Source organism: Arachnia sp. (assembly GCF_057238465.1).
On the sequence record NZ_DBHHFZ010000006.1, the window covers coordinates 30,845 to 46,598 of the forward strand.

13 protein-coding genes are annotated in these 15,754 nt (G+C 59.7%); 1 reads left to right on the forward strand and 12 read right to left on the reverse strand.

All coding sequences use genetic code 11. The features are described from left to right. The first annotated feature begins 11 nt into the window (after positions 1-11). On the forward strand, positions 12-1,607 hold the full coding sequence (locus tag ACO6D6_RS07855) for a class I adenylate-forming enzyme family protein (RefSeq protein ID WP_484784680.1): 1,596 nt from the start codon (positions 12-14) through the stop codon (positions 1,605-1,607). A gap of 138 nt (positions 1,608-1,745) precedes the next feature. On the opposite strand, the gene ACO6D6_RS07860 is transcribed toward ACO6D6_RS07855, so the two are convergent. The 12 genes from ACO6D6_RS07860 to ACO6D6_RS07915 form a co-directional block, all read right to left on the reverse strand. Continuing rightward, positions 1,746-2,528 (reverse strand): ABC transporter permease, encoded by a 783-nt coding sequence (locus ACO6D6_RS07860; RefSeq protein WP_484784681.1) that lies wholly within the window; start codon positions 2,526-2,528, stop codon positions 1,746-1,748. Further along, entirely contained in the window at positions 2,525-3,322 is a 798-nt protein-coding gene (locus ACO6D6_RS07865) for an ABC transporter permease (protein ID WP_484784683.1), read from the reverse strand. The genes ACO6D6_RS07860 and ACO6D6_RS07865 overlap by 4 nt, the downstream gene beginning before the upstream one ends. A 1-nt stretch (position 3,323) precedes the next feature. Continuing rightward, complete coding sequence (locus ACO6D6_RS07870) at positions 3,324-4,313, reverse strand: ABC transporter ATP-binding protein (protein WP_484784684.1); 990 nt, start codon at positions 4,311-4,313, stop codon at positions 3,324-3,326. Further along, on the reverse strand, positions 4,313-4,744 hold the full coding sequence (locus ACO6D6_RS07875; protein WP_484784686.1) for a phosphopantetheine-binding protein: 432 nt from the start codon (positions 4,742-4,744) through the stop codon (positions 4,313-4,315). The genes ACO6D6_RS07870 and ACO6D6_RS07875 overlap by 1 nt, the downstream gene beginning before the upstream one ends. Before the next feature lie 232 nt (positions 4,745-4,976). Next, positions 4,977-5,882, reverse strand: coding sequence for an alpha/beta hydrolase (locus ACO6D6_RS07880; protein WP_484784688.1), 906 nt, complete (start codon positions 5,880-5,882; stop codon positions 4,977-4,979). A gap of 309 nt (positions 5,883-6,191) precedes the next feature. Beyond that, positions 6,192-7,736 (reverse strand): condensation domain-containing protein, encoded by a 1,545-nt coding sequence (locus ACO6D6_RS07885; protein ID WP_484784689.1) that lies wholly within the window; start codon positions 7,734-7,736, stop codon positions 6,192-6,194. Next, positions 7,733-8,500, reverse strand: a complete 768-nt coding sequence (locus ACO6D6_RS07890) for a thioesterase II family protein (protein WP_484784691.1) — start codon at positions 8,498-8,500, stop codon at positions 7,733-7,735. Before ACO6D6_RS07890 ends, ACO6D6_RS07885 begins: the two co-directional genes overlap by 4 nt. Beyond that, a complete protein-coding gene (locus ACO6D6_RS07895) occupies positions 8,490-11,840 on the reverse strand; it encodes a non-ribosomal peptide synthetase (protein ID WP_484784693.1) in 3,351 nt (1,116 codons plus the stop codon). The genes ACO6D6_RS07890 and ACO6D6_RS07895 overlap by 11 nt, the downstream gene beginning before the upstream one ends. Beyond that, positions 11,837-12,934: an NAD-dependent epimerase/dehydratase family protein gene (locus ACO6D6_RS07900; RefSeq protein WP_484784695.1), complete on the reverse strand. Its 1,098-nt coding sequence runs from the start codon at positions 12,932-12,934 to the stop codon at positions 11,837-11,839. The genes ACO6D6_RS07895 and ACO6D6_RS07900 overlap by 4 nt, the downstream gene beginning before the upstream one ends. Beyond that, complete coding sequence (locus tag ACO6D6_RS07905) at positions 12,934-14,361, reverse strand: ABC transporter ATP-binding protein (RefSeq protein WP_484784697.1); 1,428 nt, start codon at positions 14,359-14,361, stop codon at positions 12,934-12,936. Before ACO6D6_RS07905 ends, ACO6D6_RS07900 begins: the two co-directional genes overlap by 1 nt. Beyond that, a complete protein-coding gene (locus tag ACO6D6_RS07910; RefSeq protein WP_484784699.1) occupies positions 14,358-15,026 on the reverse strand; it encodes an energy-coupling factor transporter transmembrane component T family protein in 669 nt (222 codons plus the stop codon). Before ACO6D6_RS07910 ends, ACO6D6_RS07905 begins: the two co-directional genes overlap by 4 nt. Beyond that, on the reverse strand, positions 15,023-15,640 hold the full coding sequence (locus tag ACO6D6_RS07915) for an MptD family putative ECF transporter S component (RefSeq protein WP_484784819.1): 618 nt from the start codon (positions 15,638-15,640) through the stop codon (positions 15,023-15,025). The genes ACO6D6_RS07910 and ACO6D6_RS07915 overlap by 4 nt, the downstream gene beginning before the upstream one ends. Positions 15,641-15,754 lie beyond the last annotated feature (114 nt).

Here is a 15,754-nt window from a genome sequence, read left to right on the forward strand (position 1 = left end):
AGGACCCCTACATGTTCAAGTACAAGGATTTCGAAACGCTCAACTACATGCGCGACATCGTCAAGTCATGGACCGAGAAGGCCGATTCCCCGGCCATCATCGACAACACCGATTTCCTTACCGGCCGTCAGTGCGCGGCAATTGCCAAAGCAGCCATCGACGTGATGGAGGCCAACGGAACCCAGCGCGGTGACGTGGTGGCCTTCACCGGTTCCGACACCCTGGCCAAGATTCCCGTCCTGGTGGGAATGTTCTTCAGCGGCCGCGTCTCATCGGCGCTGGCTCCCTTCGCATCGGCCCCATCACGGCGTCACATGCTGAACGAGTCGGGGGCAAAACTGCTCTTCGTTGATCGCGCAACCCGGCACATGGCCGAGGAAGTGATGACCGATGAGTACTCCTGCCCGATCGTCGAGGAAGAGTCCTTCACCGACCTGACCGCAGAGATCGACCCCGAAGAACTCCTGGTCCACGCCGATCGCAACAAGGCCGGGGACTGGAACACCTTGCGTTACACATCGGGTTCCACCGGCACCCCGAAGGGAATGCTACTGACCCACCGCTCGACCGAGTTGATGACCTACAACTACATCAACCGCATCGGAGGCGTCGGCCTGGAGGGTCGATTCCTGTGCACCATGCCGCTGTCGTCACTGGAGGGTTGTGGCATGGCACAGATGTTCGCGACCTCGGGTCTGGTGCCCTGTATCTATCGTGGACGCGCGACCCCTGCGGGCATCCTGTCGGAAATGGAACGCTACAGGATCACCGCACTGTTCCTGCCCTCCAGCCAGATGACCGCCATAGTCCGCGACCCGTCCTTCGAGATGACCGACCTGTCCGCGCTGAAATCGATCGTCTACGCGGGCCAGACGATCAGCCCCACCGATCTCAACGAGGCCATCGAGGCCATCGGTGGTGACAAACTGTTGCAGGCCTACGGCCAGACCGAGGCGGGAATGCTGTCGGCCCTGGACCAGGCGGACCACTGCTCGGGTGATCCCGAAATCCTGAGCAGCGCCGGTCGTCTCTTCTTCCCCGAGGACATCGAGATCCGCGACGACGACGGCAACGTGGTCCCCGAGGGGGTCTCGGGCGAGATCTTCGTCAAGGGCGACTACATCAACTCGGCCCGCTGGACCCCAGAACGTTCCTGGGTCTCAACCGTGCAACCGGACGGCTGGATGGCCACCACCGACATGGCACGCCGGATCGGGGACCGGATCTGGATCACCGGTCGCAAACGTGACATGGTGCTCTATCGCGGCTACAACGTACCGACCCGCCCCATCGAGGAGGCGCTGCAACGCTACGAGGGTGTGCTCGACGCCGTCGTCCACCCGGTGGAGGACTCCTACGCCGGCGAGGTGGTCTTCGCGTGGCTGAAACTGGACGAGGACGCCACGGTCGACAAGGAGGCCGTCTCGGACTTCATCCAGGCCAATGTTTCCAAGTGGTCCCGGCCTTCCTACATCGAGTTCGTGGACACGTTGCCGCAGGTCTCGGCCCTGAAGAAGACCGACAAGGTCTCCCTGCGCCGTTGGGCGGAGGAGCGTCTGGCCGAGGGCAGGGTGGAGCGTCTGAAGGGTGCCGACGGAGTCCTGTGAGGGCCGGCGGAAAAAGACCGGCGTTCCCCCATCGCATCATTTCCCAGCGACAGAACCTCCGGGTTCAGCCAAACCGTGAGCCGGTTGACCGTCTCGGCGGTCAACCGGCGGTTTCTTGCCAATGAACGCACACGGTGATCAGCGTCGCGACCTGGCCTTGGCGGACAGCACGACGATCGACAGCAGGAGCAGGCCACCGAACCAGACCAGGAACAGCACCAGATGCTCGGCCTCGATGCCGTCCCCACGGATGTCGGATACCAGTTGGGTGATGGCGGTGATGGGGGAACCATCCACCACGGGACGCAACACCTCCGCATACATGTCACGGGGCATCATCGCGGTGTTGAAGAACATGGCGGCCATCACGAGCGGCGCGAAGGACACCGCCCCCTGAGGGGTCTCTGCTACATAACCGAGCATGACTCCAACGGCGCCTGCAGTGATCGCGACGACCGTCATGATCCCCAGGATCGACCAGAAATTCACGGCACTGCCGAAATCAGCTCCGGCAATCAGCCCGACCACCATGGCCGTGACCACTGACACCTCGGCCCGCACGACCTCCGATACCACCCGCCCGATGTAACCCGACGAGACATGTCCCGGCATCGTCGCCAAACGATCTGGCAACCCCTGGTGGCGTTCGCGGACGGTGTCGCCGGCGCCCATCAGGGCGGCCGTGAAGGACGATGAAAAAGCCACCATGACCGCCAACGCACCGACATTCATGCCGCTCCCGGTGAACTGCTCGACCATGCCGTCGAAGATGACCAGGGTCATCACGATCATGACGACCGGCATCCCCACTGCCGACGCGATGGCGGCTGGGGAACGCAGCCGGTGTTTGAGCAACCGGTCGGCGTGAATGCATACGGCGGCGAACCAGTTGATCCCACGTGCCCGTGTCTGGACGCTCATGCCTGCCTCCTCCTGAAAGCCTTGGACACCCAGAACGCGCCCAGAACCAGGCCTCCCCCGATCCAGGCCAGCGCCTCCCACCCGGAATCCCCCGGATCGGAACCGGTCAGGAACGCTCGCGTGGTGTCGATCAGCGGCGAGAAGGGCATGTGTTTGACGATCGGCTCCAGCCAGTCAGGAAGGGTCTCCACCGGTATGAAGGCCGTCGAGAGCATCAACAACGGCATCTCGATCGTCTGGATCAGGTTGGCCACCTGCACCGGCTGCGCCGACCGCAGTGCGATGCCGCAGAACAGCAGCGCCAGCACCTCACCCATGGCCAAGGCAACTCCGAGAGCCGCCGCCGCTCCTACCCAGGAATCAGGTTCCGCCCCACAGACCAGGCCGAGAACCGCGACGGTGATCACCGATACCAAGGAACGCAGCAGGTCGGTGGCCAAACGCCCTCCGATGGCAACAGCAGCATTGATGGGCATGGCCCGCATCCGCGCCAGCAGCCCGGATTCGACGTCAACTGCCAGCGCGAGTGCGGAACCACCTGCCGTGAACAGAACCGCTTGGAACATACAGGCCGCCATCAGGAACAGTGCATAGTCGAAACCGGAACTGCTGGCGGCATGCCCGAAGACCGCCCAGAAGGCCAGCATGAACAGACCGGGAATCACGAAGGCCGAGACGATCGATGCCGAATTTCGGCTCAACCGCAGGGTGTTTCGCCACGTCGCGCCGGTGAATCCCCGCCAGAAGCTGGGGGACGGCGGCACCGCCAGCGCGGTTTTCTCGGCACCTGACATTTCAGACCTCATCAGGCTCTTCCGGGGAGGATTCGAAGGCCATACTGAGGAAAACGTCGTCCAGCGACGGCGGATTCAGCGCCGCCGTGCTGGTGGGGATGCCGGCCCCGCGAAGGGCCTCCAAGGAGTCGGCAAGATCATCGACTCCGCGGTGCGCGGTGAAGGAGACCGTCAGCCCTTCGCGGGTGAAACCGTCGGTTCTCCTCCCGAGCCGCGCGGACAACACGTCGGCAACAGCCCGATCGGCGTCGGCAACGGCCTCGAAACCGATCTGGCACACCGGGGCTCCGAACTGCTGCCGCAGCGCAGCGGGTGCTCCCTGCATCACCTTGCTGCCGTCACGGATCAGCACGATGTCGTCGGAGAGCCGCTCGGCTTCATCGAGGTATTGCGTGGTCAGCAGAACGGAGACCCCGCGGTCTCGCAGGTCCTCGACGGTCTCCCAGAGTTCCCGCCGCGACAGCGGATCCAGTCCGGTGGTCGGCTCGTCGAGGAACAACAACCGGGGTTCCACGATCAGCGAGGCGGCGATGTCGAGGCGGCGCCGCATGCCTCCTGAATACTTGGAGGCCCGTTGGGTGGCGGCGGTTGAGAGTCGGAACTGTTCCAGCAGCTCGTCGGCCCGGGCCTTGGCCGCTTTGGGCCGCAGCCCGTACAGGCGAGCGAAGAAGACCAGGTTCTCGCGACCCGTCAGCTCTCCGTCAACGGCAGCGAACTGACCGGTCAGCGAGATCGAGCGACGTGCCTGTTCCGGATGAGTGACGACATTGGTGCCGCACACCTCGATGGTTCCCGAGGTCGGCAGCATCAGGGTGGATGCGATGTTCACCAAGGTGGTCTTGCCCGCACCGTTGGCGCCCAGCAGCGAAACGACCCGGTGCTCGGGAACCTCGAAGCTGAGACCCTTCAGTACTTTTTTGCGTTTGCTTCCGCGACCGAAATCCTTGTGGACGTCATCCACAAGGAGTACCGGTTGTGGTGTTCTATCCATCAGCTCTCTTTTCCGTCACTGGGTTTTTTGGTGGACCTCGAAGCTGTCGGGCAGGTACTGGGCCGCAAGCTTTGCCGGGTGCAGGAAACGACGCGGTTTGAAAGTCTTCGGGTATGCGCCGGTTTCGCCCTGAAGCCCGGGCGGCGTGTGACCAAGGGCTCCCAGTCACATTCCCGACAGCCGGTGGTGGAGCCCACGCCCGCTTCGACCTCACCGGCGCCGACCGTGTCCAACGCACGCACCCCGGATCCTCGGAAACCGAGGGGTTCCCAACTGCCCAACCGCTGCGCCACGGCGATCAGTCGCAACGAATCGATACCGCAGTTGGAGAGCGATTCCTCAGGGCCGGTGTCAGCGATCTCGACACGTTCAGCTCCCAGCAGCTCCGCCAACAACTCGTGCAGAAGATCCGCAGGATTCGTTTCAACCACCCAAGACTCCCATTTCAACGTGTTCGGACACCACTCACCCAACCCCAAGGTTTAGGCAATCCTTACCTTAGCTTTTCGTGGCCTCGTCCCGATTTTCGTCCACGGATCGCCATCGCCCCGGCAATCAACCGGGCACGCCGGCTAACCAGGCCCCGAGCCAGCACACAGCAACCACGCCACCCAGCGGAAACCCGCCGGGATTCCCTGCGCCCGAATGCGGGAAGCATCCGGGCTACCTGAGGTGGTCGTCCAGGGCGGCCAGCACCGTCGGGGTGACGTTCTCAATCCGCTCGTTGAGGATCAGGTGGTGGTCGGCGGGCAACTCGACCAGCCGCTTCCCGGGCGCCACCAGCCGCTCGTAGACCAAACGGCTGTAGTCGAGGGTGAACAGGGGATCACCCGTCGACACGAAAGCCACCACCGGGCAGGTGATGCTGCCATCGACGAGGACCGACATGTCGGTCGCGAACAGGCTTGACAGGAAACTCACCGGGTAGGAGGTGAGCCCCAGGGGATCCCGGTAGAACTCGTTACGCCATTCCTGCTCGGAGAAGATCTTGTCGACGTCGAGGTAGAAACTCATCGGAACCTGCAACCCGGGCAGCACCCGGCCGGCCGCGGCGATGATCCGCCGGATCACCGGGTAAGCCACGCCGAGCGCATTGGGGAAGCGTGTGACCGACAGGGATTCACGCAGAGGTGTGAACAGGACGTTGTGCGGGAAAGCGGCCCGGATTCGGTGCTCGCCGCCGGCGGCCAGCAGGGTGAGGACACCACCCTGGCTCGACCCCATCAGGCCGACCGCACCGGGAAAACGGGCGCAGGCATAACCCACCGCGTCCCGGACGTTTCCGATCATGTCGCCGAGGGTGAACCGGCGGATGACCCGGGGGCTGCGCCCGTGGGACAGCGGATGAACGCCGACCACGTGGTAGCCGTGCCGGCTGACCGCATCCAGGAAGGGGCTGTAGAACAGGGGGTGGGTCATGGTGCCCGGGACGAACACTACCGCCGGCGCCGCGTCCTGCTCGGCCTCCCAGATGGACAGCGTGATGGGGGCCCTCCCCGATTCGATCGAGACCTCCGAGTAGCCGGGAAGCTCGATCGAGTGTTCATTCAGCAACGTTGCGATGCTCATACCGGCTACGCCCTCTCGAAGTTGTCAGCGCTTCTGGCCGATAGCGTAGGCGCGAGCAGGAAGCCGGCCTTGATGCCGTGGTTCAGGTAACGCACCACCAGGCCGTCGCGGACGTTGGGGAAGGCCATCCCGAGGCGCCGCAGGTGTGCTTGGGCCTTTGTCGTGTCATAGCGGACCCGCGCCCCGAGGAAATCATCGAGGTAGACGACGACGGGCTGCCGGAGACGAAAACGGGGTTGACCCGGGTCCCCGCCAGCACCGTCGCTACGGTTTCATGACACCACCGAGGGGTATGGGAGAAAATAGCCATCAGGAATCGGTTGGCACCTTGTCAATGATCATCTTGGTGAACACCCCCAGGGTGTCAAACTCAAAGAGGTCCGCAATGGCCACCTCAATTCCCAGATCACGGGAGAGCTGATCCGCCACCCTACTGGCAATCAACGAATTACCCCCGAGGTCAAAGAAGGAATCCCCGCTCTCGATCCGCTCCAGCTGCAATTCCTGAAGCCAGACGGAAAGTACTTTCTCCGGAATGTTCAGCCGCATCTCCTCGGATTTCACCACCAGATATCCCGAAACCGGCTCTTCGAGGTGCTCCATCAGGAAATGGATTGCCGCCCTCGTCTCCTCAGCAATTTGCCTGACCTGTCCGGTGTTGAATATTTTCAGGTCACCGCGAAAGGTGACACGCACCTCGTCAAGAAGGTTCCAGTGTTCAAAGAGCAGCAGGCCGTATTCCTGATGAAATTCCGGGATCCAAGGGGCCATTTCGAGCCCGGGGATCAGGGTCATCTGCTGGGTGAAGTTGTGCGAGGTGAACGCAGACTTGGTCAAATTCATTGAGCACAGATCCTGATTGGCCACGAGCTCGGAAGTGTGACGCATGCACAAAGAAAGCAGTTCACCGCAAGTCTGCCCCTCGGAAACTTTGAGTTGATGGGGAACTCCTCGAACGAGAAGTCCGGCCACTTGGGAGAACTCGGAGTGGCTGCGGTTCGCGCTCGCCAGGGTGAAGCTGGAATCAGTCACCCCGAATACCTTGTCCATGGCAAGATGAAGTGCCGTTACGAGCAGGTTCGCCGTCGAGGTTCGCGCCTTCCGGGCGAAGGTCTCCAGCACTTCCCGCTGGAAGGTGATTTCGCACGGCCCGACGCTCTGTTCGTCAGCGATTGGACCCGGAGCCGCAAAAGGAAGGTCGCGGATCTCCGCATGACGGCGATCCCAAAAATCCATCTGCTGGTTTCCCGCAGGGGAATTTCGAAAGTCGGCCAGCCATTGCGCATATCTCACGAAGCTTGGCTCTTCGATATAGGGGCCGCTGTCGTCGGCATTGTAGTACCGGAAGAGTCGATCCAGGAGAAGGAACATGGAGATGCCATCCAAAAGGGCATGTCCCATGCTGAACGTGAACAAGAACTCGTTGCGATCGATCTGATAGAGACAAAAAGCGAACTGGTCCTCGCTGAAGGGATCGATCTCACGTTTGAAGCCGATGATCGCCTGTCGCTGCGCATCGATCAGGCGCTCCTCGCCGGTGCTTCCGGAAGCAGCCCTGACCTCCAGCTGGAAGTCAACGCAACTCACCACCTGTTGAACAATCTCGCCATCAACGCGCTTGAACCGAATACGAAGACAGTCCGATTGATTGATCAATCGAGCGATTGCGCGTTCCAATCGATTTACATCGAGCGGCCCTCTGATGTGGGTACCAGAAGTAATCTGAGGAATCCCGTTTCCCGCCAAACTTCTGTCGATATAGTAGTTCTGCTGAGGAGTGAGAGGGAAGGAGAATCCTCCACGAGGAGACTCCAGATAACCATATTTCTCCGCCATCTCCTGAAGCATCATCATCCTTTCTTTCCCACCGCATCAATTATCGATCGCGTGATATAGCTTGCCAAGGGTCGGACATCATCCGTGTAGTAGAAATGACCACCGGGGAACTCGTGCTGAGCAATGGCGACACTGGTGTACTCACGCCAGTCGCTCAACCCTTCAATGGTCACAGTCGCATCATCCGCTCCTCGCAGGACCGAGACCGGGCACGCAAGCGGGACGGGTTCCTCCGATTTCGATCGGGCGAGCATCGTCAAATCAGCCTTGTAGATTGGCAGGTAGTACTCGACGAATTTAGAATTGGCGGCAAAGTCGGCGCCAATAACTCCCCACTCGACCAAACGACTCAGGATCTCGTCGTCGGACAGGGCGACTCCCTCACCGTTGACGATGGCTTCAGCTATTCGCGTACGGCGCGGAGACTCGGCACTGGATGCGATGAAGAGCAAGGGATCATTGAAACGACCGCGCATGCCCAGTGCCGTCTGATAGGCAATCATCGAGCCGGTGCAGTGACCGAAGAAAACTACTGGACGATCGAAGATTTCTGGGGCCTCGCTCAAAATGCGAGCCGCCAAGACCGAGGCGTCCTCGGGTAGCATTTCCTGGCGGCGCTTCTCTCGCATCGGATACAGGATCGGATACACATTGATACTGTCGGGGATGTACTTCTTCCAGGGAGCAAACAGACTTGGGCTTCCCCCGGCGTAGGTGAAACACAGAAGATTCACCTGCGCCCCGTCAGTGACGCGAGCATGGTTCACCCACTCAGTCGGCATGGCTGACCTCCGAATCATCGTTCTTGGTTTCGATCACCCTGGATACGGCCGCCACCGTCGCATCATTCAACAGCGCAACTAGTATGTCTTCAAAAGTACTCGCACAACCGGGCGACTCACTCAGCCTGATTGCGATCCGGTTCATGGTCATCGAATCGGCCCCCACGTCATAGAGACTCTCATCGAGACCCAACTTGTCAATTTCCAAGAGCTCACGGCAGGTATCTGAGACGAGCATCTGCGTGGAGGTGAGCGGCTTCTCGGGATCCCCGGAAAGATCCTCAGGAGAGTGACTGATCATTTCGGGCAGAGCGGTTCGGTCAACCTTCCCGTTACTGGTGAGCGGAAATCTTGGGCACCATCCGACCCGACGAGGAATCATGTAGCTGGGTAGCGTGTCCCTGAGCCTCGCGATCCAAGAACTCTCAAAGGCAAGAATGTCGCCGGGAGGAACCGAGGTCTGGAGGACTGCTTGTATCTGCTTCTCTCCAGCGCGCTCAACCACAAAAGCCGCCGCGGCCACCACCTCTGGATCAGCGGTGAATGCGGCTTCGATCTCACCGAGTTCGATCCGGTAGCCCCTGATCTTTACCTGCGAATCACGTCTGCCGAGGAATTCGATGTTCCCGTCGGGCAAGTAGCGCCCCAGGTCTCCTGTTAGATATGCTCGTTCTTCGTTTTGCGGAAGAACAGGGAACTGCTTGGCCGTGAGAGCCGGATCTCCTATGTACTCATCAGCCAGCCCGATCCCGGTGATGGCCAGCTGCCCCGGAACGCCGACAGGGCAATCGTATAGGCGATCGTCCAGCACATGGAACCCTTGGTTCAGCAAAGGCTTTCCATAGGGGATGCTCACCCAGTGGGGTTCGTTCCCTTCCCAAGGATAATGAATGGACCAGATCGACGCCTCGGTTGCTCCCCCCAGACTCACGATGTTCGCTTCGGGCATCACCTGCTGAATGCGTTCAGGCAAAGCGAGGGGAATCCAGTCTCCCGACAGCAGTACGGCCCGGAGTGAATTGAGAGATTTGTTGTTGCTTTCCTCCAGAGAATCCACCAGCAGTTGCATCAATGCCGGGACACTGTTCCACAGGGTGACATCCCACTCTTGGATCAGCTCGGCCCAGTGAATCGGATTGGTCAGATTTCTTGGTTCTGGATGGATCACTGCTCCACCGGCCGACAGGACACCGAAGAGGTCGTAGACGGACAGATCGAAGTTCAGCCGCGAAAGTCCCAAAACCCGATCTTCACTTGTGACGCTGAAACGTTGGTTGATGTCTTCGATGGTGTTGACAGCCGCACGGTGGCTGATCGCCACGCCTTTTGGCTCCCCCGTGGAGCCCGAGGTGAAGATTATGTAGGCAATGTTCTTCTCGTCTCCCTCGACACTTAGTTCATCCGGGTTTCCACGCAGTCCTTCGACGTGCACCACGGTAGTTTCTGCCATCCATGGCGCTTCGTCGGCACTGGTGGTCAGCACACATGCCATCTGGGTGGCGGCAACTATTCCACGGTTTCGTTTGTCCGGGCCATCCGCGTCCATCGGGACATAGCAGCCCCCAACCGACAGGACGGCCAGGCAAGCGGCCATCTGAAGCGCATTCTTGGTCATCCCAACCCCTACGCGTTGTCCTGGCAGGATACCTAGTTCACGGAGGCTCGCGGCTATTCCGGCCGCCTGCGTCATCAGCTCTCCATAGGTCGTGATATCACGTCCATCGGCAATGGCCATCCTGTCCGGGAAGTTGCGCGCCTGGGCGATGACCGTTTCGTGCAGAAGATGGTGGGGCAGCGGGCAGGTGGTATCGTTCACCTGTTCACGCACCCGGAGCTGCCATGCTGGGAGCGGAAGACGCCCTTTTCTTTCCCAGCTCTCATCCCCTGCGGCAAGCTCGTGAAGAAACTCCATGAAAGCCGTGAAACAGTCCTCGATGATTCCGGGTTGGAAGACTCCTTCACGAACATCCCAGTTGATGAGCAGCTCATCATTGGTGTCCATGACCTGGCAGTCGATGAAAACCTGCGGCGTCTGGCTGATTCCTTCGCCTATCCGGCCGCGCAGCCTGAGGGATTGGTCATTGTTCTGCAATCCAATTGCACTCGTGAAGACATAGGGCATGAATGCCGCTTCACGGCCAAATCGATTCGCCAGGTCCCGCAACACCTCGACACCGGTGAAGGACTGGTGATCGAGGTTGTCGAAGAGGGTTTTCAAGGTGGCTTGGGCCTCTTCGCGGAAGCTGCGTGATCTGGTGAAATCGGTTTCGACCAGTACGTTCTGGGTGAAATCCCCCATGATGTTGCCGATTTCGGGATGCAGACCCGGACGATTGAGAGCAGTCAGGTTGAGGGTCAGATCCGGACGATCATTCCAACGCTCCAGAACCTTTGCATAAGCAGTTAATATTACAGCAGTAGGGGTGAGGTTCCACTTGCGCGAACGACGCCGGAAGGCATTCCATTCATTCATCGGCAAACATGAATTATATCGCCGAAAACATCCACGCCTCTTTCTCTGAGCAGAGGCAAGAATCGGCAAGTGTGGAGCCGGCGGCAAGCGATCGAGTTTCCCCTTCCAGTACAGCTGGTCGAGATCGCGATCTACAGTTGAACGGATACGTTGATGGGCGTCGATGTAATCACGGAAGCTCAGCCTGATTTCAGGCAGCGGGATTTCTGGAGTGAAGTACTCCGCCTCGAATTCTCTGAGCAGCATCCAGATGCTGGTCCAGTCCGCAATGATGAACTCCATCGAGAAATGCATCACGGCTCTATCAGGCAACCGGGTGGTCGCAACGGCAAACAACGGCCAGACCCCGGGATCTCCCAAGCGATTGCTGAGAACGGCGCGCTGTTCTTCCAGATGCCGGAGGCCCTCCCCGCATGGAATCGACAGCTTGCCGACATCATTCAGGATTCGCTGCGACCCGGCGGCGTCAATGACGCAGCGCAGCATCTCATGTCGACCGATCAGTCTGCGCCACGTCTCTTCCACCCTTTTCGGGTCGAGATCCCCATAGCTCAACTCCATGTATATCTGGCAGGCGACACCACCCCAGTCGTATGCCTCATTTCTCCCAACCAGGTAAGCGGCCTGAATATCCGTCAAGGGAAAAGGAAGATGGCGATTTGCCGGGTCCGAAACGATACTTGCATTCTCTCGAGCTGTCAGCTCGGCCAAGATTTCCGGTTTGGCCTGCCTCAACGCGTTGCGCTGGTCCTCCGTGAGGACTCCCCGAGGAGCTGTGAAGGCCAGCTTGTCCCCGGAAGCACGCAGAGATATCCCGCGCTCCGCCAGATCCAAAATTAGTCGTCGAGGGGATTTGTCGACGGTCATGCGACCTCCTCGCAAGAGAATTGGTGAATATCTTCGTCCATGCCGCAGACCAGCTGCGTCGCGGGGGCGAGCTCCTTTATTCGTGCCAGCAGCTGGCGGGGGTCGGTTACCTGAGCAGGTGTCCAGATGCCGGGCGCCACTCGTGTGGTTGCGATTATTTCGGCCATCGCCGCCGCCATGGTTGCGGACAAACCGCTCTGTCCTGTTCCGCGAAGGCTCACTGTCGCATGACGACCATCTCTTGAGATGAAGTCGATCAGGAGATCAACACCGCGACCGTATCGTGAAACGGAGTCACGGCTGAAAGCGATCAAATCATCTGTGGCGCCATCAGGCTCGACGTGGTAGTGGTTGATTATCTTCATCAACTGGATCGAGGCATCAACTCCACCGGCCAATGCACTGTACCACTCTGCATCATCAAACCCCCGGAAGCCGCTGAGGCGCTTGGTTTCCTCGTTCTGATATGGAGCGATCCGACAGGGAAAATCCAGTGCTCGAAACCCCGACGCCCCTGAGCTGTTCAGGCGATTCACCAAGCTCTTTGGATTTCGCATGAGGGCAATAATTTCTGCCGCGGGCTTTCTGTCGATGCCACGCAGAAAATCTTTGGCACCACTGGGAGTGAAAATATCGCGCACCGAATATACCGAGATCAGATGCCCACCGGCCGTTGCTGCAGCAGCGGCCGCCATTGCCGCCACGCCGGAAAGTCCAGGTATGCACCCTGCCCCAGCAATCACCGGAATCGGAGGCCTGAGGTTCATGGTCAGAAGGCTTTCGCCCACATCTATGAGCGGACGATTGAACTTGGTTGCGGTTTTCAGTACGCAAAACGAGGTTTCACAGGAAGGCCCTGCACAATTGATCACCACGTCTGTTTCTGCGACGAAGTTGTCCATGGCTTCATGATCGTGCACGTTGACCCGTCGAAAGCAACCGGATTCCGCCATGAGTGTGTCGGGATTGCGCCCGGCAAGTAGCGCTTCATGACCACGCGACCTGAGGATTTCTGCGGTGCGACCTCCGATTGCACCGGTCGCCCCGATGATCCCGAACCGTGTTTCAGGAAATGCTGTTGATTGGTACCTCATCACAGCTCCTTTGCCTTCTGGTCCACCTGTCTTTCATCAGACTGTGGTTTCCAGATCAGTTGCTGGGCTCCCAAGGCATCGATGAACTCCGGATCGTGGGTCACCACCACCACGCATCGTTCTTGATTTGCTTGCTCTGCCAGCAGCTTGGCGACCTGGGTCATGTGGTGGTGGTCCAGTCCGCTCGTGGGCTCATCGAGGACGGCGATGGGGCGCCAGGACAGACAGGCACAAGCGATGGCCAATCGCTGGCGTTGTCCACCCGAAAGGGTCCGTGGATGTCGATTGGCCAAGTGCTCGAGATCAAGATCCGCCAGCACCGCGTGGATGGTATCCGTCGTGGCCGGAGAACCCAGTGACACCTCGGCGCGGACCGTTTCGGCGAACAGCTGGTGATTGACGTTCTGCATGACCAGGCAGGCGTGCTTGCGCAGCCAGCGACCTGAAACCGATTCGCCTCGCCAGCTGATTGTTCCGCTGGAGGGGCGGGCCAGACCTGTGAGGCAGCGCACCATACTGGTCTTCCCGGATCCATTTGGACCGACGATGGCGCCTGTTTCCTGCGCCGCCACATGGAAAGCGACGTTATCGAAAACTTGGCGCCGACCGTACCGGAAGGACAGGTCGTCGATGCTGAGCAACGCCTGTTCGTTTCCCCCGGATCGGGAATCGCTGTTGGGAGGAGTGGGGCGAGTCAGTTTGCGCAGCCCGAGTTCCTGCCTTCTGTCATCGGCCAAGGAGGCCAAGCCGGGGCCGTCAAATTTCTCGACGACCCTGCCGTCGGCGAAGCAGTATGCCCGGTCTACCAGGTCGGCCAGATACCAGAGTCTGTGTTCCGCGATGATAATGGTTTGACCCAGGGATTTGGCACGGACAAGCAGGGCACGCAGAGCGCCTATCCCCATTTCATCCAGGTTGGACGACGGCTCGTCGAGTACCAGTACCCCGGGCTCCAACGCCAGGGCAGCCGCGATGGAGATTCGCTGGGCCTCACCGCCGGACAGCTCGAAGATGCTGCGACCCAACAGGTTCTCAACTCCACAGTCCTGTGTGACAGCAGCGAGTCTGCGAGTCATCACATCGAGTGGGATCCCACTGTTCTCCATGCCGAAGACAATCTCGCTGACGACGTCAGAGTTGAAGAAGCCGGCCTTGGGATTCTGGAAGACGCTGCCCACTCGTTGGGCGAGACGCCACATCGGCTGCTCAGAAACCGATTGGCCGTCCAGTAGTATCTCTCCTTCAACCTCGGCGGGTTGCAGATGCGGGATTATGCCGTTCACCAGCCGGATGGCCGTGGTTTTGCCGGATCCGCTGGGACCACAGAACAGCACGAACTCCCCGGACGAGATTTGTAGGTCGATGTCGGTCAGGGCAGTGCGGGTGAATCCCTCGTAGCGGCACGTCACCCGTTTGAACTCGATCATTTCAGGACACCCGCCGTGATGAGCGCCAGACAGCTGGTGATTACCAGGAAATCGCGGGTTCGCAGGCCAACCTTCACGAAGGATGTCTTGTCACCAGGGTTTTCGATGCCGCGGGTGCAGGCTGCAGTCGACAGATCTTCTGCTGCTTGTACCGTGTTCATCAGCATGGGAACGTAGACCGCTTCGACGCGTGCCCCAAGGCCACGCAGATCGCGCAACTTCATTGCGTCCCTGACCTGACGAAAGTTCTGGCCGACCACCGGGAGGTAACGCATGATGATCGCAAATCCGATGCGCATTTTTTCGGGCACCCGCATTTTTTTGGCCGCCGCCAACACCTCCTGTACAGATGTGGTTCGCATCAGGTGATCAGCGGGTAGGGCAATTGGCATCAGCACCTTGAAGTAGACGAAACCGGCCAGCATCATGGCCGCCGTCGCACCGACTCGAGGCAGCAGAAGAAACTGGATTGCCGTAAGAAACAGATACACCGCCGCGAATCCAACCAGCTGGAGCACCAAGCCGTCGATCAGGAAGAGCAAGATGCATCCCGCGACCGTGATTCCCATGACGAGGTTCCCGGGGAATGAGAATACCACGATGATGACCGTGACCAGCACCACGATTTTTGTGCGCGGATCAAGTCCCGTTCGTGCAGTCTTCACTCTGCCGGCGCCACTTGGGCCGCAGAGAAATGTTTCCTCATGAGGCGGTGACCAAAGAAGGCTCCTACGAGCGCTCCGACAATTATGGAAATCACGATGACAGTGATCGCGGGGCCATTGATGAAGGACCTGATGGTCTCCACGTACTCCCCGCTCATCCCACTGGAGAGCATCTGCCCCAAGAACTGATCGCCCAGGAACCAGAGCGGGAAGAAGTCTCCGATGAAGCTCAGGCAGAACACCACATAGGTGATCACCAAGGTGAGCAGAGATGGGGAGGTCCGGTTGCCGAAGGCCAGGATCGCCTCGCACATCAGCCCACCAGCTATGCACGTGACCACCACGGGCCATCCGGAGTTGAAGAAAGCCAGACCGGTTAGTAGACACACCAAAAAGACTGCGCCACCCTTCGGCACCTTGGCGACGAGCAGCATGAAGACGGGACCGAGCAGAATCGCGTCGATGAAATGGGACCCGAGCCAAACCAAGGGGGCGATGCCGCCAGCGATCATGAAAACCATTCTGACAGCGACGCACAAAACTCCAAGGGCGGCGGCCATGATCACGTCTTTCGTCATCATGCCCTTTTGGGTCGTAGGATTATTGCACTCCATTGTCAAACCCCGCTCTTTGAGGAAGTAATTCGGGAAATCGCTCGTGCTGATGACTCCACCTGTGTTCCGGCTCCCGGAACCACCGGCGGTAGCTGGCGCGGAACCATTTCTGAC